Annotated in this window: 18 protein-coding genes; 7 read left to right on the top strand and 11 right to left on the bottom strand. The window is 61.5% G+C overall.

The genetic code is table 11. The annotated features are described in order from the left end of the window. The 6 genes from P7F28_RS00420 to P7F28_RS00445 all read left to right on the top strand — a co-directional run. Positions 1 to 679: isocitrate/isopropylmalate dehydrogenase family protein (locus tag P7F28_RS00420; RefSeq protein WP_277182317.1), on the top strand; the 679-nt coding region annotated here is incomplete at its 5' end. Between the two features lie 17 nt (positions 680 to 696). Next, on the top strand, positions 697 to 2,169 hold the full coding sequence (locus P7F28_RS00425) for an NAD-dependent succinate-semialdehyde dehydrogenase (RefSeq protein ID WP_277182318.1): 1,473 nt from the start codon (positions 697 to 699) through the stop codon (positions 2,167 to 2,169). Then, positions 2,166 to 3,149, top strand: coding sequence for a M14 family metallopeptidase (locus tag P7F28_RS00430; protein ID WP_277182319.1), 984 nt, complete (start codon positions 2,166 to 2,168; stop codon positions 3,147 to 3,149). Before P7F28_RS00425 ends, P7F28_RS00430 begins: the two co-directional genes overlap by 4 nt. Before the next feature lie 3 nt (positions 3,150 to 3,152). Beyond that, a complete protein-coding gene (locus P7F28_RS00435) occupies positions 3,153 to 3,497 on the top strand; it encodes a cupin domain-containing protein (RefSeq protein ID WP_277182320.1) in 345 nt (114 codons plus the stop codon). Between the two features lie 235 nt (positions 3,498 to 3,732). After that, a complete protein-coding gene (locus P7F28_RS00440) occupies positions 3,733 to 4,743 on the top strand; it encodes an ABC transporter substrate-binding protein (RefSeq protein WP_277182338.1) in 1,011 nt (336 codons plus the stop codon). A gap of 18 nt (positions 4,744 to 4,761) precedes the next feature. Then, on the top strand, positions 4,762 to 6,486 hold the full coding sequence (locus tag P7F28_RS00445) for a GMC family oxidoreductase N-terminal domain-containing protein (RefSeq protein WP_277182321.1): 1,725 nt from the start codon (positions 4,762 to 4,764) through the stop codon (positions 6,484 to 6,486). Between the two features lie 33 nt (positions 6,487 to 6,519). Here the strand turns inward: P7F28_RS00445 and P7F28_RS00450 are convergent, their stop codons facing one another. The 6 genes from P7F28_RS00450 to P7F28_RS00475 form a co-directional block, all read right to left on the bottom strand. Beyond that, a complete protein-coding gene (locus P7F28_RS00450) occupies positions 6,520 to 7,947 on the bottom strand; it encodes an aldehyde dehydrogenase family protein (RefSeq protein WP_277182322.1) in 1,428 nt (475 codons plus the stop codon). Between the two features lie 7 nt (positions 7,948 to 7,954). Beyond that, the gene (locus tag P7F28_RS00455; RefSeq protein WP_277182324.1) at positions 7,955 to 8,752 is read right to left on the bottom strand and encodes an ABC transporter permease; all 798 of its coding nucleotides are present in this window, start codon (positions 8,750 to 8,752) and stop codon (positions 7,955 to 7,957) included. Beyond that, positions 8,749 to 9,618, bottom strand: coding sequence for an ABC transporter permease (locus P7F28_RS00460; RefSeq protein WP_277182325.1), 870 nt, complete (start codon positions 9,616 to 9,618; stop codon positions 8,749 to 8,751). The genes P7F28_RS00455 and P7F28_RS00460 overlap by 4 nt, the downstream gene beginning before the upstream one ends. 47 nt (positions 9,619 to 9,665) lie before the next feature. After that, the gene (locus P7F28_RS00465) at positions 9,666 to 10,979 is read right to left on the bottom strand and encodes an FAD-binding oxidoreductase (RefSeq protein ID WP_277182326.1); all 1,314 of its coding nucleotides are present in this window, start codon (positions 10,977 to 10,979) and stop codon (positions 9,666 to 9,668) included. Positions 10,980 to 10,995: 16 nt separating this feature from the next. After that, positions 10,996 to 11,709, bottom strand: coding sequence for an HAD-IA family hydrolase (locus tag P7F28_RS00470; protein WP_277182328.1), 714 nt, complete (start codon positions 11,707 to 11,709; stop codon positions 10,996 to 10,998). A gap of 63 nt (positions 11,710 to 11,772) precedes the next feature. After that, entirely contained in the window at positions 11,773 to 12,849 is a 1,077-nt protein-coding gene (locus P7F28_RS00475; protein ID WP_277182329.1) for an ABC transporter ATP-binding protein, read from the bottom strand. A gap of 101 nt (positions 12,850 to 12,950) precedes the next feature. Between P7F28_RS00475 and P7F28_RS00480 the strand changes: the two genes are divergently transcribed. Then, positions 12,951 to 13,907, top strand: a complete 957-nt coding sequence (locus tag P7F28_RS00480; protein WP_277182331.1) for a LysR family transcriptional regulator — start codon at positions 12,951 to 12,953, stop codon at positions 13,905 to 13,907. A gap of 136 nt (positions 13,908 to 14,043) precedes the next feature. Here the strand turns inward: P7F28_RS00480 and tssJ are convergent, their stop codons facing one another. From tssJ to P7F28_RS00505, 5 genes are all read right to left on the bottom strand, one after another. After that, entirely contained in the window at positions 14,044 to 14,580 is a 537-nt protein-coding gene (gene tssJ / locus P7F28_RS00485) for a type VI secretion system lipoprotein TssJ (protein ID WP_368860313.1), read from the bottom strand. Beyond that, positions 14,577 to 15,674 (bottom strand): type VI secretion system baseplate subunit TssG, encoded by a 1,098-nt coding sequence (gene tssG, locus P7F28_RS00490; RefSeq protein ID WP_370467200.1) that lies wholly within the window; start codon positions 15,672 to 15,674, stop codon positions 14,577 to 14,579. The genes tssJ and tssG overlap by 4 nt, the downstream gene beginning before the upstream one ends. Beyond that, positions 15,671 to 17,518: a type VI secretion system baseplate subunit TssF gene (gene tssF, locus P7F28_RS00495; RefSeq protein WP_277182334.1), complete on the bottom strand. Its 1,848-nt coding sequence runs from the start codon at positions 17,516 to 17,518 to the stop codon at positions 15,671 to 15,673. Before tssF ends, tssG begins: the two co-directional genes overlap by 4 nt. Then, a complete protein-coding gene (locus tag P7F28_RS00500) occupies positions 17,518 to 20,700 on the bottom strand; it encodes an ImcF-related family protein (protein ID WP_277182335.1) in 3,183 nt (1,060 codons plus the stop codon). The genes tssF and P7F28_RS00500 overlap by 1 nt, the downstream gene beginning before the upstream one ends. 350 nt (positions 20,701 to 21,050) lie before the next feature. Continuing rightward, positions 21,051 to 22,137, bottom strand: a 1,087-nt coding sequence (locus tag P7F28_RS00505; RefSeq protein ID WP_277182336.1) for a hypothetical protein, incomplete at its 5' end; no start/stop codon positions are given.

Below are 22,137 nucleotides of genomic sequence, written 5' to 3' on the forward strand. Positions count from 1 at the left end.
CATGATCGTGCGCGAAAACACCGAAGGCGAATACTCGTCGGTCGGCGGCACCATGTTCGAAGGCACCGACCGCGAGTTCGTCTCGCAGACGTCGATCTTCACGCGCAAGGGCGCCGAACGCGTCCTGAAGTTCGCCTTCGACCTCGCGCAACAACGCGAAAAGAAAGTCACGGTCGCGACCAAAAGCAACGGCATTTCGATCAGCATGCCCTGGTGGGACAACCGCGCCGCCGAAATCGCCGCGCAGTATCCCGAGATCAAATGGGACAAGCAGCATATCGACATTCTGTGTGCGCGCTTCGTGCTCAGCCCCGATCGTTTCGATGTGGTCGTCGCCACTAACCTGTTCGGCGACATTCTTTCGGATCTCGGTCCGGCCTGTACCGGCACCATCGGCATTGCGCCGTCGGCGAATATGAATCCGGAGCGCGACTTCCCGTCGCTGTTCGAGCCGGTGCACGGCTCCGCGCCGGATATCGCCGGTAAGGGCATCGCCAATCCGATCGCGATGGTCTGGTCCGCCGCGATGATGCTCGACTTCCTCGGCGAACGCGAAGCCCACGACGCCATGCTCGATGCCGTCACCGCCGTGCTCAAGGAAGGCCCGCATACCGGCGATCTCGGCGGCCGTGCGAACACCGCCGAAGTCGGCGCGGCCATCGTGCATCGGCTGGCGTAAAAAGGAAGGAGACGAATATGACGCAACGTTTCGAACTCAATGACCTGATTCGCGCCGATAACTTCATCGACGGAAAATGGGTCGCGGCATCGAGCGGAAAACGCTTTGATGTGACCGATCCGGCCACCGGCAAAGTGATCGTGCAAGTGGCCGACAGCGGCCCCGCCGATGCCCGCGCCGCCACCGATGCCGCCGCCCGCGCCCTGCCCGCCTGGCGCGATACGCTGGCGAAGGATCGCGCGGCGGTGCTGCATCGCTGGCACGCGCTGATCGTCGAAAACGCCGATGCGCTCGGCCGTCTGATATCGCTCGAACAAGGCAAGCCGCTCGCGGAAGGCCGTGGCGAAGTGATGTACGGCGCGTCCTACGTGGCGTGGTTCGCGGACGAAGCCACGCGCATCTACGGCGACATCATTCCGCAGCAGGCGCGCGGCAAGCGCATGAGCGCGATCAAGGAGCCGATCGGCATTTGCGCGGCCATCACGCCGTGGAATTTTCCGCTGGCGATGATCGCGCGCAAGATCGCACCCGCGCTCGCGGCGGGCTGCACGGTGGTCGGCAAGCCGGCGGAAGATACGCCGCTCACCGCGCTGGCGCTGGTGATGCTCGCGCACGAAGCGGGCGTGCCGCCGGGCGCGCTGAATCTGATCAGCGCATCGCGTGATAACGGCGTGGCGGCGGTCGCGGACTGGCTCGAAGACGGCCGCGTGCGCAAGATCACCTTCACCGGTTCGACGCCGGTCGGCAAATATCTGGCGAAGGAATCGGCGGGAACGTTGAAGAAGCTCTCGCTCGAACTCGGCGGCAATGCGCCCTTTATCGTGTTCGATGACGCCGATATCGAATCCGCCGTCGCCGGTCTGATGGCCGCGAAGTTCCGCAATGGCGGGCAGACCTGCGTGTGCCCGAATCGCGTGTATGTGCAGTCGTCGGTGTACGAGAAGTTCGCGGACTTGCTTTCGAAGCGCGTCGGCGCGTTGAAAGTCGCGCCCGCCACGGACGAACAAGCGCAGATCGGCCCGATGATCAACGCGCGCGCCGTCGAAAAGATCGAGCGCCATGTGAACGATGCCATCGAACGCGGCGCACGCGCGCTGACCGGCGGCAAGCGCCTGACCGATCTCGGCCCGAACTACTACGCGCCGACCGTGCTGGCGGACGCCACGCCCGAGATGCAACTGAGCTGCGAAGAAACCTTCGGCCCGGTCGTGCCACTGTTCAAATTCGACGACGAAGCCGAAGCCATCCGCGCCGCCAACGACACGCCGTTCGGCCTCGCCGCGTACTTCTACAGCCAGAACGTCAAGCGGATCGATCGCGTATCGCGGGCGCTGGAGGCGGGCATCGTCGGCATCAACGAAGGGGCGATTTCGAGCGAAGCCGCGCCGTTCGGCGGCGTGAAGGAATCCGGCTATGGCCGCGAAGGCTCGAAGTACGGCCTCGACGATTACCTGTCGATCAAATATCTCTGTCAGGGCGGTCTGGAATGAGCGCGGACGCGTATCCCATCGAAATCGAGTTTCCCGATATCGGCGTGCACGCGCTGGGCAACACGGGCATTTCCTACGTGTACACGTTCGATTCGGGCATCGACGGCCCGCACGTGATGATCAACGCGCTCACGCACGGCAACGAAGTGTGCGGCGCGATCGTCGTCGATGCCTTGCTCCGCGCCGAACTGCGCCCGAAGCGCGGCAAGCTCACGCTGGCCTTTGCGAACGTGAAGGCCTACGCCAGTTTCGATCCCGCCGCGCCGGACAAGTCGCGCTTCGTCGATCAGGATTTCAATCGCGTGTGGACCGCGCGCACGCTCGACGATCTTTCGCTCGATTCGAGCGAGTTGCGCCGCGCCCGCGCGATGCGGCCGGTCATCGACACCGTGGACCTGCTGCTCGACCTGCATTCGATGCACGAGAAATCGAAGCCGCTGATCGTCGCGGGGCCGCTGGACAAGGGCATCGAACTGTCAGCGAAGCTGGGCACGCCCGCCACCGTGATCTGCGATGAAGGGCACCCGGAAGGCCGCCGCATGCGCGATTACGAAGGCTTCGGCGACCCATCGAGCGCGAAGAACGCGCTGCTGATCGAGTGCGGACAGCACTGGGAAGCCAGCGCCGTCACCGTCGCACGCAATGTGACCGCGCGCTTTCTGCTGCTCTCCGGCGTGATCGACGAAAGCGATCTGCCGGAAGGCTGGCTGCAACCCTTGCCCGCAGAAATGCTGATCGTGCGCGTGACGGAACCGGTCGTCGCCAAAAGCATGGACTTCCGTTTCGCGGACAACTTCACCGGCCTCGAAGTGTTCGATAAAGCCGGCAGCGTAATCGGCTGGTCGGAAGGCGAGCCCGTCAAAACGCCCTATGACGATTGCATGCTGGTGATGCCGTCGCTACGGCAATTGCGTCCGGGCGTGACGGTCGTGCGGCTCGGCCGGATCGAACGAAGAATTCCCCTTCACTCAAAGGTTTAATCGATGAAAGTGCAGCAGATCAGGCAGAGTATCGGCATTCAGAATTTGGAAGACTGGGGCACGACGGGCTTGCCCGGCACGCCGGAAATCAAGATTTCGGGCGTGCAGAAGGTGATTCCGGGCAGTGAAGCGATCGACACCGGCGTGTTCGAATGCACGCCGGGGACGTATCGGCGCTCGGTGAAGCAGGCGGAAGTCATGCATTTTCTGGCGGGACGCGGCCGTTTCACGGCGGACGGCGAAGACACCGTCCACTTCACCGGCGGCGACACGCTGTTCTTCGAAGCCAACACCGAAGGCACCTGGGAAGTCGAAGAAACCATGCGCAAGGTCTACGTGATCTTCTAAGGTCCACGAATACCCTGACATAACCTCAGGTCATAGCCACTCCAACAATTCCGGCGTTGCCCCCGTCTATTTGACTCAATATATTTTTATCAAGCTCGCGCGGTTCTCGCTCATCCTATAAGCAGCGAAACCGCGCGGCCTGCATGACTGCCACCGCTTAACCCCTTGTCAAGGAAACGCCGTGAAGAATATTGCCAGGTTCCGTCGTTCGCGCTTCTCGCTTCGCCCGCTTGCCATGACTTTGATGCTGAGCTTCGCGGCCACCGCGCCCGCCTTCGCTGCCGGCAAGATCACGTTCGTCTCGCAGGGCGGCGCGTATCAGGAAGCGCAGACCAAGGCGATTCTCGATCCCGCCGCCAAGGAACTCGGCATCACCATCAATCAGGACAGCATTCCGGACGCGTATCCGTCGATCAAGGCGCAGGCCGCAGCCGGCAAACCGATCTGGGACGTGATCGATACGCCGACCTCGAACTGTCTGCGCGGCGGGCGCGAAGGCCTGCTCGAAAAGCTCGATTTCTCGAAGATTCCCAACGCCGCCGCGATGCCGGAGAAATACCGCACGCCGTACTCGGCAGCGTACGAGTTCTATTCGACCGTCATCGGCTACAACAAGAAGACGCTCAAGAAAGTGCCGCAAAGCTGGAAGGATTTCTGGGACGTGAAGAACTTCCCCGGCACGCGCGCGCTGCGCAACGATCCCATGACCGTGCTCGAAGCCGCCCTGCTCGCAGACGGCGTGCCGCGCGACAAGCTCTATCCGCTCGATGTGGACCGCGCGTTCAAGAAGCTCGAACAGATCAAGCCGAATATCACGGTGTGGTGGACGTCGGGCGGCCAGTCGGCGCAATTGCTGCACGACGGCGAAGTGGATATGACGATGATCTGGAACGGCCGCGCCAGCGCCGTGATGAAGGACGATCCGGACGTCGGCTTCACGTTCAACGATGGCATTCTCCAAAACACGCAGCTTTGCGTGCTGAAGAACGCGCCGAATCTGGCCGATGCCATGCGCTTCATGAACGTGGCGCTGTCGCCGGAATTGCAGGCGAATCTGCCGCTGTATATCGATTACGGTCCGGGCAATCCGGCTGCGTTCAAGACCGGCAAGATCACCGACAAGCGCGCCGCCGAACTGCCGTCGTCGCCGGCGAATGCCGCGAAACAGGCGCTGATGTCGGAAGACTGGTGGGCGTCGGAGCCGGGCATTCAGGCGAAGGCGCGCTGGCTCAAGTTCATGCAGTAACCGCGTGTTATCTGCGACGTGATCGACTATCTGATCCTCGGCGGCGGTTCAGCGGGATGCGTGCTGGCCGCGCGCCTGTCGGAGGATGCGGGCGCGAACGTGTGTATCGTCGAAGCGGGGCGCAATATCTCCGCCCAGACCATGCCCGATGCCATCCGCAGCCGCTATCCGGGCCGCGCCTATCTCGACACGCGCAATATCTGGCAGACGCTGAAGGCGCGCTTTTCATTGCACGCTTCGGCGCGACGCTATGAGCAGGCGCGCGTGCTCGGCGGCGGATCGGCGATCAACGCGATGATGGCCAATCGCGGCGCGCCCGCCGATTACGACGAGTGGGAAGCGCTGGGCGCGACGGGCTGGAACTGGCAGTCGTGTCTGCCGTATTTCCGCAAGCTCGAATCGGATTGCGATTTCAGCGGGCCATTACATGGCAGCGATGGTCCAGTGCGGATCAAGCGCACGGAATGGCCGCGCGTTTCGCCGTTCGTGCGCTCGGTGCTGCATACGCTGGGTGAAACCGGCCACGCGCTGCGTGAGGATCAGAACGGGCCTTGGGAAGACGGCACGTTTATCGGATCGATTGCGGTAAGTGCCAAAGGCGAGCGTATTCCCACTTCCGTGTGTTATCTCGACGACACGGTTCGCGCCCGCCGCAATCTTTCTATTCGTACCGGCGAAGTCGTCGAACGTGTGGTGTTCGATGGCAAGCGCGCGGTCGGCGCGCTCGTGCTGCGCGCCGATGGATCGCGCGAAGAAGTGCGGGCGCGATGCGTGATCGTATCGTCGGGCGCGATTCATACGCCCGCGTTGCTGATGCGCAGCGGCATCGGTCCCGGCGATGAATTGGCGAAGCTCGGCATCGACGTGGTGTGTGATCGTGCGGGCGTGGGGCGCAATTTGATGGAGCATCCGTCGATTGCGGTGTCCGCGTTTCTGCCGCGTGACGCGCGCACGCCGTTTCCCGACGAGCATCACGAACAGGCGATCGTGCGCTTCTCATCGCACTTGCCGAACACCGTTCCCGGCGATATGCACGGCGCGATTTTGTCGCGTTCGGGCTGGCATTCGGTGGGGTATCGGCTGGGGACGATTTTCTTCTGGGTCAACAAGTCGTATTCGCGCGGGCGCGTGACGCTGGCCTCCTCTTCAGCGTCCGATGAACCCAAGGTCGATTTCGCGATGCTTTCGGATTTGCGCGATCTCGAACGTTTGAAGCTGGCGTTGCGGTTCGGCGCGGCGACGCTGGCATCGCCGTTGATGGCGGGATCGCGTGATGTGATCTTTCCTTCGAGCTATTCGCCGCGTGTTGCTGCGGTGGCCGTTCCGGGTACGTGGAACGCGATGCAGCGCGGCTTGCTGAGCGGCATGCTCGATATGGCCGGGCCGTTGCGCTCGACGCTTATTAAGAGCGTGGTGACGCAAGGCGTGACCATCGACGAACTGCTTTCCGATGACGATGCGATGACGCAGTTCGTCACGCGTTCGGTCGGCGGCACGTGGCATCCGTCGGGCACCTGCCGCATGGGCGCGGCCGACGATCCACTCGCCGTCACCGATTCGCGCGGCGCGGTGTATGGCGTCGAAGGTCTGCACGTCTGCGATGCATCGCTGATGCCGTCGATTCCGTGCGCCAACACGAATGTGCCGACCATGATGATGGCGGAACGGGTGGCGGATGTAATCAGAACCGCGCCTGCATGGCAGACGCGAGTTCAACAAGAGGCAGAATTCGGCCGCTTGTAAGTCCATCGGGACTTCAGGCGCCGGATTCCTGCATCACTCCCCAAACCCCACAATCCCCTTCACCTCCAAAAACGCCTCCAATCCCCACTCGCCATATTCCCGCCCATTGCCCGACTGCTTATATCCACCAAAAGGCGAACCCGGATCCCACGCCGGATAATTCACATACACGCTTCCCGCACGCATCTTCAAAGCGACGCGACGCGCCCGCTCCTGATCCGCCGATTGCACATAAGCCGCGAGACCAAACGGCGTATCGTTAGCAATCTTGATGGCTTCTTCTTCATCGCGATACGGCATGATCGCCAGCACCGGCCCGAAGATTTCCTCGCGCGCGATGGTCATCGACGGGTTCACGTCGGCGAAAATGGTGGGCTTGACGTAGTAACCGCGATCCAATCCTTCAGGACGATCGAGGCCACCGGCCACCAACTGCGCGCCCTCGTCGATACCCACGCCAATCAGCCGCTGCACGCGCTGATACTGCACATCGCTGACGACGGGTCCCATCGTCGTGGAAGCATCGTCGGCAGGACCGACGCGCACCGCGCCCGCCGCACGCGATGCAATCGCCACCGCTTCATCGTGTCGCGATGCGGGCACCAACATACGCGTCGGTGCATTGCACGACTGGCCGCTGTTACCGAAGCATGAGTTCACGCCCGCCGTCACCGCCGCTTCGAAATCGACATCGTCGAGCAGAATGTTGGCGGACTTGCCGCCCAGCTCCTGATGCACGCGCTTGACCGTCGGCGCGGCGAGTCGCGCAATCTCGACACCCGCGCGCGTCGATCCCGTGAACGACACCATGTCCACGTCAGGATGCGCGCACAGCGCCGCGCCGACCGTCGGGCCATCGCCGTTGATGAGGTTGAAGACGCCCGCAGGCACGCCGGCTGAATCGAGGATTTCGGCGAAGAGAATCGCGTTCATCGGCGAAACTTCGCTGGGTTTGAGCACCACCGTGCAGCCCGCCGCGATGGCCGGTGCGACCTTGCAGACGATCTGATTGATCGGCCAGTTCCACGGCGTAATGAGCGCCGCCACGCCGACCGGTTCGTGATTGATCAGCGTCGTGCCCTTCCTGCGCTGCCACGGAAAACGTTCGATGGTGCGCAGCGTTTCTTCGAGATGCCGCTTGCCCAATCCCGCCTGCCACGCGTGCGCGAGTTTCTTCGGCGCGCCGATCTCGCGCATGATGACATCGGCCATTTCGTCGTAACGGGCCATGTACGCTTCGAGCACGCGTTCGAGCAGCGCGACGCGCTCCGCCACGCTCGTCTGCGAGAACGTGACGAACGCGCGTTTCGCTGCGGCGACTGCGCGGTCTACGTCGATCGAATCGCCCAGCGCGACATCGCCCAAAGACGTTTCCGTCGATGGATCGATCACCGGCAGGCGCTTGCTGCCCGAAGGCGCGACCCATTCACCATCGATATAAAACTGCTGGAGATGCTGCATAAGATCCTCAGGCTCGTGCCGCCGCATTCGAGCGTCGGCTGATAACGACGAACATCACCAGACACAAGGTCAGCGCGGTCAGCATGGTGCTGATCGCGGCGATGGTCGGGTCGATTTCATCGCGCAAGGTGACGAACATGCGGCGCGTCAGTGTCTGATTCGGGCCGCCCGAAATGAACAGCGCGACGACGGTTTCATCGAGCGCTTGAATGAAGACGAACACCGCGCCGGAAATCACGCTCGCCTTGATCTGCGGCAGCGTCACCGCCATGAACGCGCGAAAACGGTTCATGCCGAGACTGCGCGCGACCATCTCCTGCGTGCGGTCGAAGGTGCGCAAATCCGCGCCGACGGAGATCAGCACGTACGGCAGGCCGAGCATGGTATCCGCGACGATCAGACCGGTCAGCGTGTTCACATAACCCGCCTGCGAGAACACGAAGAACACGCCCACCGCGACGATGATGATCGGCACCATCAGCGGCAACATAAGGATCGTGCGCAGATACTTGAGCCACGGATGCGCGCCGTATTGAATGCCATACGCGGCCATGATGCCGAGCGGCGTGGCGATCAAAGCCGCACACGTCGATGCAGCGAAGGTCGTCTTGGCAGCTTCGATCCACGCGGGGTTATCGAAGAAAGCGTGATACCAGCGCAGCGAGTAGCCCGGCGGCGGGAAGGTGAGAAAGCGCGCATCCGAGAACGACAAGGGCACGACGATAATCACCGGGATCATCAGAAACGCCAGAATCAGCATCACCGATGCACCCAGCGTCACGCGTCCGAACGAGAGTGAGTTCATTTTGCCCCCAGCGTCTTTTCGAGCGGAATCACGCGGCTCACGGCGTAGAAGATCGCGAACACGCAGACCAGCAAGGCCACGCTCACCGCGCTCGCCGCGCCCCAACTGTTGTAGATCTCGACGTTGCGGCTGACGATCATGGAGACCATCATCGATTTGCCGCCGCCCATCAGTTCCGGCGTGATGTAGAAGCCCAGGCACAGGATGAAGGTGAGCGTCACGCCCGCGAGCACGCCGCTCATCGACAAAGGCAGAAACACGCGCAGGAACACATGCACGGGCGAGCCGCCGAGACTCGCGCCCGCTTGCGAGAGGTTGGTGGGGATTTTCTGCATCGCCGAATAGAGCGGCAGAACCATAAACGGCAGCAGGATGTGAACCATCGCAATGACAGTGCCGAACTGGTTATACGAAAGCTGCAAAGGCCGGTCGATCAGGCCCATGCCCAACAACACCTTGTTGATAAGACCCGTTCGTTGCAGCAGCACGAGCCACGCATAGGTACGCACGAGCACGCTGGTCCAGAACGGCAAAATGACCATGCCGAGCACCAGCGCGCTCCATCGCGGCGAGATGGATGCCGCGAAATACGCGACCGGATAGCCGAGTAATAGCGTTATTACCGTAACGATCAGACTGAGCTTGAACGTCAGCAGAAAGGTATCGAGATAAGCGCCGGTGAACACGCGCTTGTAGTTGGCGAGCGTGAAGCCGCCATCGTGATAGATCGATTCCCATGAAAGCCACGCCAGCGGCACCACCAGCAGCACTACGACCACGAACAGCGCGGGCGCCATCAGAAGCAGCATCGCGCGATCTTCGCGTTGCTGGTGGCGCACCGAGGGGTCGGTCGAGACTGCGTGCATTGCGGTCGGGTCCTGAAAAATCCGTTGAGTACGTTTGGCTGTCGTCATCATGCACCCACGGCGTCGAGAAACTGATACCACGCAGCGACGAGCCTGACGCCCGGCGCGCGCAGCGCGTGAAACGGCACGGGCCGCAAGCCGTCCTGCGCAAGCAATGCGAGTTCGGGCTTCTCGCCCAGCGCGAGCGCCGCCGCGTGTTGTCCGATGAGGCTCGCCATCGCCACGCCCGCGCCGTTGTAGCCCAGGCAGAACACCGTGGCATCGTCGCTGCGGCCGACGTGCGGCAGCGCATTGAAGGTCATGCCGACATAGCCCGACCAACGATACTCCACCGGCACGCCCTTGAGCGATGGAAACAGCGCGATCATCGCGCGTTGCAGCGCATCGAAACCGGTCGGCTCGCCTTCCTTGCCGAACGCATCGCGTCCGCCGAACAGCATGCGGCCATCGACCTTGCGGAACCACTTCATCATGCGGCGCGTTTCCGTGTAGCTGCGTCGATTGACCATCAATTGCGCATCGAGTTCGGGCGATAGCTTCGCCGTTGCGATCATCGCGCTGCGGAAGGGTACGAGTTCGCGATGATAGGACGATGTCGCATCGGTCAGATTCGAATACGCGTTGGTCGCAACGATCACCTGTCTCGCGCGCACCGTGCCGCCCGGCGCTTTCAGCACGACGCGCTTGTCATCGGCGCGCGTCATGCCGATGACCGGCGTGTTCTCGAAGATAGGCACGCCGCGCGATTCGATCCCGGCGGCAAGACCCCGCACGTATTCGAGCGGCAGAATGGTGCCCGCATCCGCGCTCAGCACGCCGCCGACGAAGCCCTTCGAACCCGTTTCATGCTCGATCTGCGCGCGCGATTGCACGCTCATCGACGTATCGTTGAGCGTGGTGCGTACCCAGTCGGCTTCCGCCTTGATCGATTCGAACGCGCGCTCCGTATGCGCGCATCGCAGGCTGCCGGTGTGTTCGAAGCGCGCGCGATCGAGCTTGAACTCGTCGAGCAGCGATTCGACCGCGCGCACGCCGTCATGCGCCAGCCGATGCATGCGCATGGCGACATCGACATCGAACGTATTGGCGATGCTCGGAAACGACAGCCGGAATTTCGACGACACCACGCCGCCATTGCGCCCGCTCGCGCCCCAGCCGACCGGATTCGCATCCAGCACCGCGCAGGAGACGCCGCGTTTCTGCAAGGCGTACGCGGCGGTCAGCCCCGAGTAACCCGCGCCGATGATCGCCACCTCGACATCGAGATCGCGGGCGAGCGGCGGACGCGGATCGGCGGGGGCGGCGAGTGCGCGCCAGAGCGAATCGGCGTGCGGGCGCGGGGGTGTCGTCGGGGCGCGCATGGCGTGTGCCTCGGCGTTAAGCGGCGGCGCGGACTTCGGCCTCGACGGCATCCGCGAGCGCGCCGAGCGTCGCGAACGTGAAGGTCGGCGTGGTCACGGATTCGGGCGTGGGCGTCGCGCCAAAGCCTTTCTGCCCCTGACGACGCTCGATCCAGCACGTCGAATAACCCAGCTTCGTTGCGATGCCGATATCGTGATACTGGCTTTGCGCCGTGTGCAGAATCTCTTCGAACTTGTAGCCGAAGGCCGCCTGACGGCCGCGGTTGTAGGCGAAGAATTGCGGATCGGGCTTGGCGACGCCGGTTTCGTCGCAGCAGACGGTGTCATCGAACGGATTGCCGAGCGTGTGGGCATACGCCGACAAGGCCACGCGGTCCGCGTTGGTCATGGCAACCAGACGGAAGTGCTTGCGCAGACGCTTCAGAGCGGCGACCGAGTCTTCGAACGCGGGCCAGTCGAGCACGTCGCGCTGGAAGGCGGCGGCGGTTTGCGCGTCGTCGGGCAGGCCGAGTTCTTTGGCGAGATGGAGGTAGACGTTGGCCATCGCGTGGCTGGAGCGGCCCGGATATTTTGCGCGGCCATCCATGTACGGTCCGAAGATCTGATCGTCGGTCAGGTCCTTCGCCTTCGCGCCGCCGAGACGGCGCACGGAATCGAGCACGCCCTTTTCGAAGTTGATCAGCGTGCCGACGACATCGAACGTCAGGACCTTGAAATCGAGGAGATTCATTGCTTCATCCTTTGCGGTTGCGTTTGCGTTGAGTGCGTTTGCGTTTGCACGCGTGAGAGAGAGTCAGGCTGGAACGACGATGGTGTCCTGCGGATCGAGCGCGACCGTCATGGATGCGCCCGGCTCGGGAATGCGACGCCGTGCTTCATGGCTGCCGGGTTGTCGAAGGCTGATGGCGGTGCCATCGGCGAGCGCGGCGAACACGCGCAGGCTTTCGCCCTGATACAGGATTTCGGTCACGCGGCAATTCAGGCGATTCGAGTCGGCGTGGCGATTGTCGGCATCGATGATGAGCTTTTCGGTTTGCACCGCGAGCAGCAGTTTTTCGCCGCGCGGCAAAGGGTGCGCGGTGCGCAAGACCGTGTCGCCGAGACGCACGGCATCGTCGCCGGCGCGGGTGACGTTGAGCAGCGTGGCCTCGCCGATGAAGCTGGCGACGAAGGCATCGCATGGGCGGTCGTAGAGGCGCTCGGGGGTATCGATCTGAACGAGCTTGCCGTCCTTCAGCACCGCGACGCGGTCGCTCATGGTGAGCGCTTCACGCTGATCGTGCGTGACGTTCACAATCGTCGCTCCCAGTTGCCGATGCAGCCTGCGCAATTCGATCTGCATGGTTTCGCGCAATTGTTTATCGAGCGCGGAGAGCGGTTCGTCCATTAGGATCAGTTGCGGCTGGAAGACCATCGCGCGGGCCAGCGCGACGCGCTGCTTTTGGCCGCCTGAAAGCTGATGGATACCGCGATCTTCGTAGCCTTTGAGTTCGACCATCGCGAGTGCATCGGCGACGCGCTTGGGCCAGGTCGATTTCGGTTCGCGCCGCGCACGCAGCGAAAACGCGACGTTCTCGCCGACGGTCATATGCGGAAACAGCGCGTAGTTCTGAAACACGATCCCGATATTGCGTTTGTGCGGCGGCGCAAATGTAATGTCTTGCCCACCGACCCAGACGCTGCCCGAACTCGGCTGCACGAAGCCGCCGAGAATGCCGAGCAGCGTGGTCTTGCCCGAACCCGATGGCCCGAGCAGCGACACGAACTCGCCCGGCGCGATATCGAGCGATACGTCGTCCAGCGCCGTCACTGCGCCGTAGCGCTTGGTGGCCGACCGGATTGACACTCCCGTTTTTGCTCGTGCGTCCATGACATTCGTTCCATATGACAAGCAGTGGTTGAGGAAAATACTAAGTCGCGAGTTTATTGACAGCAATTCCAAAATTGTTGGATCGGGCATAACATGAAGTCATGCCAAACCTACGCAAGAAACTCCCGAGCGCCAACGCGCTGTTCGTCTTCGAAGCGGCTGCACGCTGCGGTAATTTCACGCGCGCGGCGCAGGAGCTTTATGTGAGCCAGCCTGCCGTGAGCCGCATGCTCGCGCGTATGGAAGACCATATCGGCGTGCGTTTGTTCGAACGCGTGCGCGGGGGAATCGAATTAACTGAGAACGGGAAGATTCTTTATCGCAAGATTTCGGAGGGGTTTAGCGGGATTGAAAGTGCGATAAGGGAGATCGAGGCGCGGGCTACCGGCGTGGAAACCGTCACGCTTTCTGTTTCTACAGGGTTTACCACGCATTGGCTGATGCCGCGTATGAAGCGCTTGAATCAGGCGTTTCCTTCTGTTGATTTGCGATTTCAGTTGATATCGGGACGGATTGGCGGGCCATTGGTCGATGTCGATCTCGGTATGCGTTTTCTGCATGACGAAGAAATCGATGAGCATGCGGTTTTGGTGATGCCCGAAATGCTGCTGCCCGTCTGCGATGCGCGCTATGACGAGACGAATCGTATCGACGGTGACACGGTCATCATGATGGACGATGAAGAACGCGGATGGCATGAGCGGTTTCATGCGTTCGCATCGCGCGAGCGTCACGCGGCGGGGATGCTGAGTTTTAACGACTACGCAATCGTAGTTCAGGCGGCGTTGCTTGGGCAGGGGATTGCTTTGGGCTGGCTGAACGTGACGTCGCATTGGCTGGCGCAAGGGACGTTGGTGCCGGCTGAGCAGGAGCTTCTGGTGTCGAGCAGGCGGTGCTGTCTGCTGACACCGCAGAACAAGCCCGTGCGGCCCATCGTGGCCGATGTGCGCGATTGGCTGATTCAGGAAGCGTTAGGCGATTTGCGGGTGATCGAGGGGAAGTATCCTCGACTCGGGTTGCGGGGAACGATGAAGCAGGTGGGGGTGGAGTTGGGGTGATTTCACTCCCGAAACCTGCCATTGACGCTCAGCCATCGACATCGTAACGCTTGCGCTTTGCGCGCTTCTTCGTTTGCGAGAGACATTGGCCTTTGCGGCGCGCGCGTGCATATCGGCTATGGTTTTTTAAAAGCCATTACTTTGTACCGGACTTCGTTTCTTCGATCAGGGAGAGGGTCTTATCGGCTAGTAAGAGTTTCAATGGTTCGTCTTTCGATAAGGTCTTGCTCTTGATCACCTGCTTCCACGATCCCGCTTTATCCGCACCCGGATAAAACGCCGCAACCGCCACGAACTTCGTATCCCTCATCATCGGTTGCGACACGCTGATCGCGCCGCCCGGATTCACCACCGCCGCCATGCTCGACTGCACGTCCGACGCGAGGACCGTCGTGTCTTTTGCGACGAGATCGGCGTATGACGCATCGTCGAAGCGCTTGCGATCCTTGAGCTGATACACGCGCACCGCCACGGATCGCGATCGGCCTGCGCTGTCCTGATTCAGCGTATCGCTTGCGCTTAGATCGATGTTGATCGTTTTGCCACGGTTGTGGAACATCGTGTCGTACGCGTTCGATGTGCTGTCCGATGCGGCCTGCCACGCGCCGCATCCGCACAGCAGCAGAGTCAGTATCGCGCTATATCGTTTGAACATCTTCATTGCTTTGTTCACGCGGCTTCCGCTTGCAGATACGGATTGGGCTGCGGCATCGGAAACGCTTCGCAGATGCCCAACTCCACAGTGATGACGCGCTCGGCCTGCGCCGGCAGCACCACCGTCCACCCGAGGCGCGGCGCCACCGCGATACGTTGCGCACCCACCGATGGCGCAGGCGCAAAACGCGAAGACATCTGCATGCGCAGATGCACATCGGCTTTGTTGCCGATATAGAGCCGCGCCAACGCCGTCAGATCGCGATGCAATCCACCACCCGGCAATAGATCCTGCGCCTGTTGCGCGTCCTGTGGCCTGAGCGTCACGCGCACCGCGCGACTGCGATACGGCAGGCGCTTGCCAAGCACATAGCCGCCGCCCAATCCGCGCGGTTTGATGTCTGTCGCCTTCGCGCTTAGCGGCTGCTGCACGCCCGCGCGCTTGGCCACCGGCCAGAACTCGTCGACTTTCACTTCCACGCCCGGCGCACCCAGCGCAATCACGCCCGCGAGTCCCTCCGATGTCCGCGTGCGCTGAATCAGTAAGCCCAGCAGCGCGAGCATGCGCGAATCCGGCAGGCCGGCGCGCGCAGGTTTATCGCCCCAGCCGAAGCCCGCCAGACACAGCAGATTGCGCGAATGCCCGTCCGCGCCACCCGCACGAAAGCTCTCCGCGTAGCGATACTTCTTCCACGCGCGATACAAGAGCGTCACGAACCGGTGATGGAACTGATCGAGAAACGCTTCGACCGCTTCGTGCCCTTCTTCACGCTGGGCGATATCGTCGAGATAGTGGCTGGGCATCGCCGCATCGACGCCGTACAGGCCCATGAAGGTGGTGCGGACCGTCGGCGGTTGCGGTGAATCATCCGGATCACCATAATCAATGCCCGCGATCTCGCCCGCCGGGAAACCCATGCGCGGGCGCGAGCGGAATCGCACCGGCTCGTGTTCGGGGGTATCGCGTTCACCGAAACCGGCGCGCTCGGGCATGCCCGCTTCCAGCAGCCGGCAAAGCTGCATGAAGCTCATCTGCGGGGCACGCGCGAGCAGCGACGCGACCAGCGGTTCCAGCTTTTCCATTTCACGCGGGTTCATAACGTCGCCCGTCATAGCGGTGCCCGCCACGTCTTACTACGCGGCCACGCGATCCGCGCCTTCGACGGCAAACTCACGATTTCAAGCTTCGTGAAGAGATTGATCTCCGCATACTGCTCGAAGAAACGATGCAGCAGTTCGCCAAAGAGCATCACGTCGCCCTCGCCGCAGAACGCCTGTGAATCGAGTGTCACTTCGATCAGCACGCCCCGCTCGACCGCCCCGCCCGACACCTCTTCAAGCAGCGTTTCCGATACCCACAGAATGCCCGCCAGACGCCTGCGATTCAGCTCATCGTTGGTCCAGTCGTACAGCGCGAGCGCGCCGCGCAGCACTTCGGCGTTCATCATCGACAGGAAGTTGGGCGCGAGGTGCGAGAGCACACGCCATTGGAAACGATCGCCCGTCGGCGGATACAGCGGCAAGGTCGGCGCGACCAGATTGCGCACACCGGCCACGTTCGGCGTGCTTTCCGCGAGTTCGTTCAGACGCGCTTCACGCAAGCCTTTACGTGGCAGCAGCCCGTTCGTGCCGGTCACGTGCAGCGACACGCTTTCTTCAGGCAAATCCTGCATCGTTTCCCACGCGTTGCCGCCGAAGATCACCCATGTCTCGTGCAAGCCATCCATGCCGGGACGCACGCGCGTGTGGAAATAGCGCTCGGGTGCTTCGTGGCGCATCATCCCGCCGCGATGCCGGAAGGTCGAGAACGGCACGTATTCGTAGCGCTCGGCGGTGATGTGATCGAAGGCTTCGACGGCATCGACGGAATAGGTTTCGACGTGTTCGCCCTGGTGACCCGCCGGAATCACGCGATATTCGGTTTCGTGATGATCGATCACCACCGGTTCGGCATCGAGTTCGAATAGATTGATGACCGGCGTGCAGAACAGCCGCACGTTGTCTTTCGTGAAACGCTGATCGGACGGGTACGCGTGCTTGAGCGCGATCTCCAGTTCGAAGTGCGTGGTGCCCTCCGGCATCTTCTGGATATCGAGTCCGCACAGATCGACAAAGAGGAATTTTTCGCGAAACGTGCAGTATTCGAGCAGCAGTTGATAGCCCGAGAAGGCTGCATCCGACTTCGGCCACAGGCGTTCTTCGGGCGAGAAACCGGCCGGTTCGATCGACACGCCATCCAGCGGCAGCGCCTCGCCGTTGCGCACTTCCGGAATGCGCCATTCGATCGCGTGAACGTGACGCGTGAGCGCGAGGTGCATCGCGAAGGCGGTCGGCTGGTCGGCGCTTAAATGCAGGCGCAGCCGCGAGAGATCCGTTTCGTTGCGATTCGCGGAGTGATCGAGCTCGAAGGCTAAGCGGATGATCGAGCGGCCATCGTGACGCACGGACGGTCCCGCTTGCACCAGTTTCAGCGGATGCAGATCGACCGGTTGTGTCGTCCGATACAGGCACTGCACGGTGTGGTGCGTGGTGCCCTCGCTTTCTTTCGGCACGGGAATGGGCGCGGAACGGATCGATACACCGGCGGGAACGTGTTCCGTTCGCTGATGTTTCTCGCCCAGCGGGATCAATTCCACCACCGACAGTGACGGAATCATGCGCAAATAATGCGGCCACAGCAGACTGACGAGACCTTCGGTCAGCTCGGGCAACTCGTCGTCGAGCTTCTGCTGCAGGCGTCCGGTCAGGAACGCAAAGCCTTCGTACAGGCGTTCGACGTACGGATCGCGGTCGCCGACGCGATCGAGATTCAACATGCGCGCCCGATCCGGATGTGCGCGCGCAAATTCCCGGCCGGATTCGCGCAGATAACGCATTTCGGCTTCGTAGTAGCGCAGGACCGGATCGATTGGGGGCTGCTCTTGTTCGACTTCGATAGATTGATCGTTCTTCATCATCAATGCGCTCCGGGCAAGGGCACGCCGACTTTTTGTGCGGCGGTGATCGCGCCGGGTGGCAAGGGCGGAGGGTTGGGTCCGGTATATTTCGCGCCGTCCTTGGCCGTGTTCGTCACGAAGATGCGTGTGGGCAGCGTGAAGTGGCGCAGTTGCAGGATATCGAGCGGACCCGCGCCGCCTTCTGCGCGCAACTCCACCGAGAGCGGCGGATTGAGACTCGCCTCGGGCGTCCAGGTCAGGACATAGCGCGCGTTGTCCTGCTGCTCGACCTTCGCTCGCTCGAGCAGACGGATCAGTGCGAAGCGTCCCTGCGCGTACATCGTCGAACGCAGGCCGCCTTCGTCCGTTTGCCATTGAAGCTGCGCCTGATTCTCCAACGCCTGGCCCGGCCATTCGAAGGGAATCCACTGCTCCATCTGATTGAAGTAATGCAATTGCTGGCCCGATGAAATCAGCTTCATATCGGTGATGCCGGGGGTGGGAACGCCGCGTAATTCGAAGCGCACGCGGGCATCGCCTGAGGGGAACAGGACGGTCGAGACGTGCGTGAGCTTGTTCAATGCGGCGAGGAACGCCGGATCGAGTGTGAGCGTTCCTTGGTTTGTGCCTTGTGCGGCGACCCATCGATCACCCTGCAATTCGATCACGCCCGCCAGTTGCGTTGCTACGAACTTGGCGATGATGCCATTGTCCAGGCGCATGAAGCGCGCCATATCGGGCAGCGACGCATCGTTGTCCGAATCCGCGAATGGATAGCGGCCGCCGAACGTGCGATTCCAGTCGGCCACGATCGACGTGCGCCAGATATCGTTCAGGCTCGACGATGCGGGCTGCACCACCACTTGCCACGTCTGATCCAGCGGCGCTTCGAACAGGTGGCCGAAGCCGGACCATTGTTCGCCCAGGCTCGCGGCCAGACGGCTCGCGTAGTCGCGGCTGTCGGCAATGTCCGAGGTCTTGCCTTGCAGCATCGCTTGCGCGGCGAGGCGCGACATCGCGTCGGGGTCGGCGCTGGCCATCATTTGCTGCGTTTTGAGGCGCATCGCGGTGACGCGCTCAAGATAACGCGGCAGGCTTAAGTCGCCGACGGGCTGAGGCGGCGATTTCGAATTGGCTGGAGTGTTCGTCGCCAGATCGCTGCCCGTCAGGCGCAGGATCGGCCCGAAGGCGGCCGCCAAAGGTGCAAGCTCCGGCTGCGTCTGCTTCGATGGATCTTTCTCGTTCTTGCCCGCCCATTGCTGCGCCTTCGCGATCAGGTTGTCCGATAACGATTGTGTCGATGCACCCGCGCTCGCCTGATACACGATCGCGTTCATCAGCGCGACAAGCGGCGAGCGTTGCGGATCGGCCAGCAGCGTGAGTTGATCGACCGTACCCGACAGCGACGATGCGTTCTGCCAGCGCATGCTATTCAGGAAACCGCCCCAGGCGCGCGCGTAGTCATCGAAGTAACGTTGGCGCAGTTCGGCCTTCAGCGTCGAGGGCGCGGTGTTGTCGATCTTCGCGTCCGACAGCACCCAGTCGCCCGTGACCGTGCGTTGTTCGCTGGCTTCGTCGATCGCTTTGGGGATGCGTTCGTCCCAGGCGGCGCGGGTGAATACGCCGGGGACGGTGGCCGTCGTGTTGAAGAGGCCGCGGCTCGGGTGATCGCCGAGCAAGGTCGCTAGCGTGATGGGCGGGTATTTCGGCTTCGCCTCGTCGATGATCTGCTGATAGATCGCATCGGTCGAATTCTGAATGCCGCGTACGCCGATGATGGTTTGGCGTGTGGAGGCCACAAGGGAGACGTCAGGCGTGATGGCTGGCGTCGAATCCTTCCTGAAATGGCTCGCGTAGAACGCAATCGCATGCTGGCGCACGTCTTCCCACGTCCCAGGCGTAACCGATGCGTTGATGGGACGCTCGGGCGCGTTGGTCGCCAGCAATTGCGTGCTCAGGAATGCGGCATCCGCGTGCTCCGGATGCGCGAGCATCAGGTAGGTCTTGAGCGTGTCGTAAGCGGCCTGCACCTGCGCGTTGCCGCCGCTGGCGATTTCGGCATCGGACAGTGAGGCAAGTTGGTTCAGGCAAGCTTCGGGCTTTGCCTGAATCGGCGCGACCAACACGCGTGCGGCGGCTTGCTGATACGCAGGCTGCAGGGCGTCCATCAATGCCGCATCGTGATTCAGGCCGAAGCGGGCGAGCCACGGCGCGCCTTCTCTGCGATGGATTTCGAGTGTGTCGATCTGCTTGTCGAGGGCGTCGAGCGCGAGTAGTGCCTGCGTCGGGTCTTGCACGGACGCGAGCTTGGTCAGTGTTGTAGACGCTTCTTGCATCGCGGAGCGGTTCGACATGCCTGAGATCACCGTGCCGATCAGCCATAGCGCGATAACACCACTCACGACCCACGCCGCTACCGTCGAGAACGAAAAGCCCACGCGGCGACCGTGAAGCTTGCGGCTGTGCTCCGCGATGGTTTGCCAGATAGCGTGATGCGACGCCAACACATTCTGTGAACTTGCACTAATCTTCAGACCATCTTCCGTCTTTTCCTCGCCCTTATATGGGATCGCCGCGAACAACACACCATGAACGGCAGTGCGCCAAAGCCGCGAACCACCGATTTGGACGATCAGATTGGAAAATGCACCGCACAATCTTTCGATCTGACGCGCAATTTCCGCCGTGCCACGATCATAAGGATCGGCAGCGAGACGCGCGGTGCCCAAATCGGAAAGATCATGCGTGAGCCGCGCGAGCGAAGTGTCGATGTATGCTTCGTCCGCCCGAGCGAAGGACCAGACACAACCAATCGATTCATCGTGCTTAGATAGATTGCCTTGGCTCGCTGTCGCGTGCAGTAGATAGACAGGCGCAGACCAGCGCAAGGCGCGAGCGTGACGCGCGAGCGATTGCCGGATGGCTTCGGCATCGAATGGTGTAGCCGATGAGACGCCTGCTTGCGTAAGCGCGACGATCGCGTCGATCGGGCGGCGGCGGCGCAACCTGGATAGCTGAGTGAGCCAATCCGAATCTGGCTGCCCGTCGCTTTGGGATCCGCTTATCAGCACCGCGCCGTGAAGCATTTGCCAGCCAGCGGTAGAAAGCCCGGGCGCAATCTTCTCGACAAGCGAGAGTTCGCCAGTCAATAGAATCCAGCGCGTCCGGTATCGCCAACGCAGACCGAATCGGTCGCGAAGCATCTCGCGAAGCGATCCAGTATTTCGCGAGGCCATCTCCGCATCCAATTCATCTTTTTCGTTACTCGACTGAAGAAGCTTCTTTGCGTCATAACGGCGAAACCATTGTGCTGCCTTCAATGAAGCGATCCACAGGAGATTCGCCTCAAAAAACTTTACTAAAAGGAGAAGAAGCAGGAGCAACGACAACAATGAAAGCTCCGCAATGATCAATCGATCATCCGACAAACCGATGCTCGAACCCTTGAATGCCAGGCCAATGGCAAGACCTACGAAGACGATAACAATCGCGATACCGATAAGGAATCCGACGGAAATTTCTTTTTCTGCGGTCTGTTTTTCTTTTACTGCGTTCACGTGTGTTTCCTACATACCAACGCGGTCAATTCGCTGTCTTGCGCGCATAGCACCAATTGGGGACTCGAAGCTTGATCGGCATTGGCAGCCGCCAGCGCCACGGCAAGCCAGCCACCCGCGTCCTCGCAGTGACCGACCGACGACTCAATGCTCCTCCATTGCGCCTGCTCGCTAACATTGACCGAACGACGAACGAGGCTCTGATCATCTTCCAGTAAGCCGTTGGTCCATATCGCACCAAATTCTTTAGCGCTCGTTTTTCCCCAACGAGAGGCGCGCCCAATCACATCAGCAGCCTCATTCGCCTTCCCTCTGGCTGGGCGGTGCAGACGCAAAGCACTGGCGTTTGGCTCCTCGAGCAAGCGAGGATGACCGAGCAACAGCGCTACCCCCGCTTCCGCTGCTCCGCCTACGAGCATTTCGCTTATTGCATTGCGCAGTTGTATCGCGATAACCAAATGGGCGACTTTTCTGTCGCGTCGATCCAGCCAGCCATCCGTCGTAAAGATCGACAAGCTTTCTTGAAATTCAATTCGCACGTCAGACGGAGCGTGCAAAGCCTGGAGCGCTTGCTGAACTCGCGCGACCACCGGCTCGACTTTAAGCCTGGAATGCAAACAAAGATGGACATGCAGAAGTGTCTTAGCCGGTAAGCTTACGAGCGCTTCGGAAACGTCGGCCAATACATGAGTCACCAGCCACTCACAGACCACCAGATGGCGCGTGTGCTCTCCCAATTCATTACCTGGATAGAACGGTTGCTCGGGAATATCGATCCACCGCGCATGCACGTCATTCCCAGGAAACGCAGCGCTCGGGCGTAATCCGGATTGGACTTGTCCGTCGAGAATACTTCGTAGGCCGTTCTCTTCCTTGTCAGAGGAAAAGCGCCAACCATATCCATATACGGTCAAAGGCTGGCTGGCAGCCTCGTGGCACGCTTGTTCGGCTTCGTCACTGACTCTATTGTTCGCAAGCGCCGAACCCCGAGCTGTTTGCCTATACGCCAAACTCGCTACGAGTGCGAAGCTCCACGCGAGGATCGGATAGCCGACAGCACACATCCAAAACCAGACGGTACTG

It is taken from the genome of Caballeronia sp. BR00000012568055 (assembly GCF_029439455.1).
GTDB lineage: Bacteria > Pseudomonadota > Gammaproteobacteria > Burkholderiales > Burkholderiaceae > Caballeronia.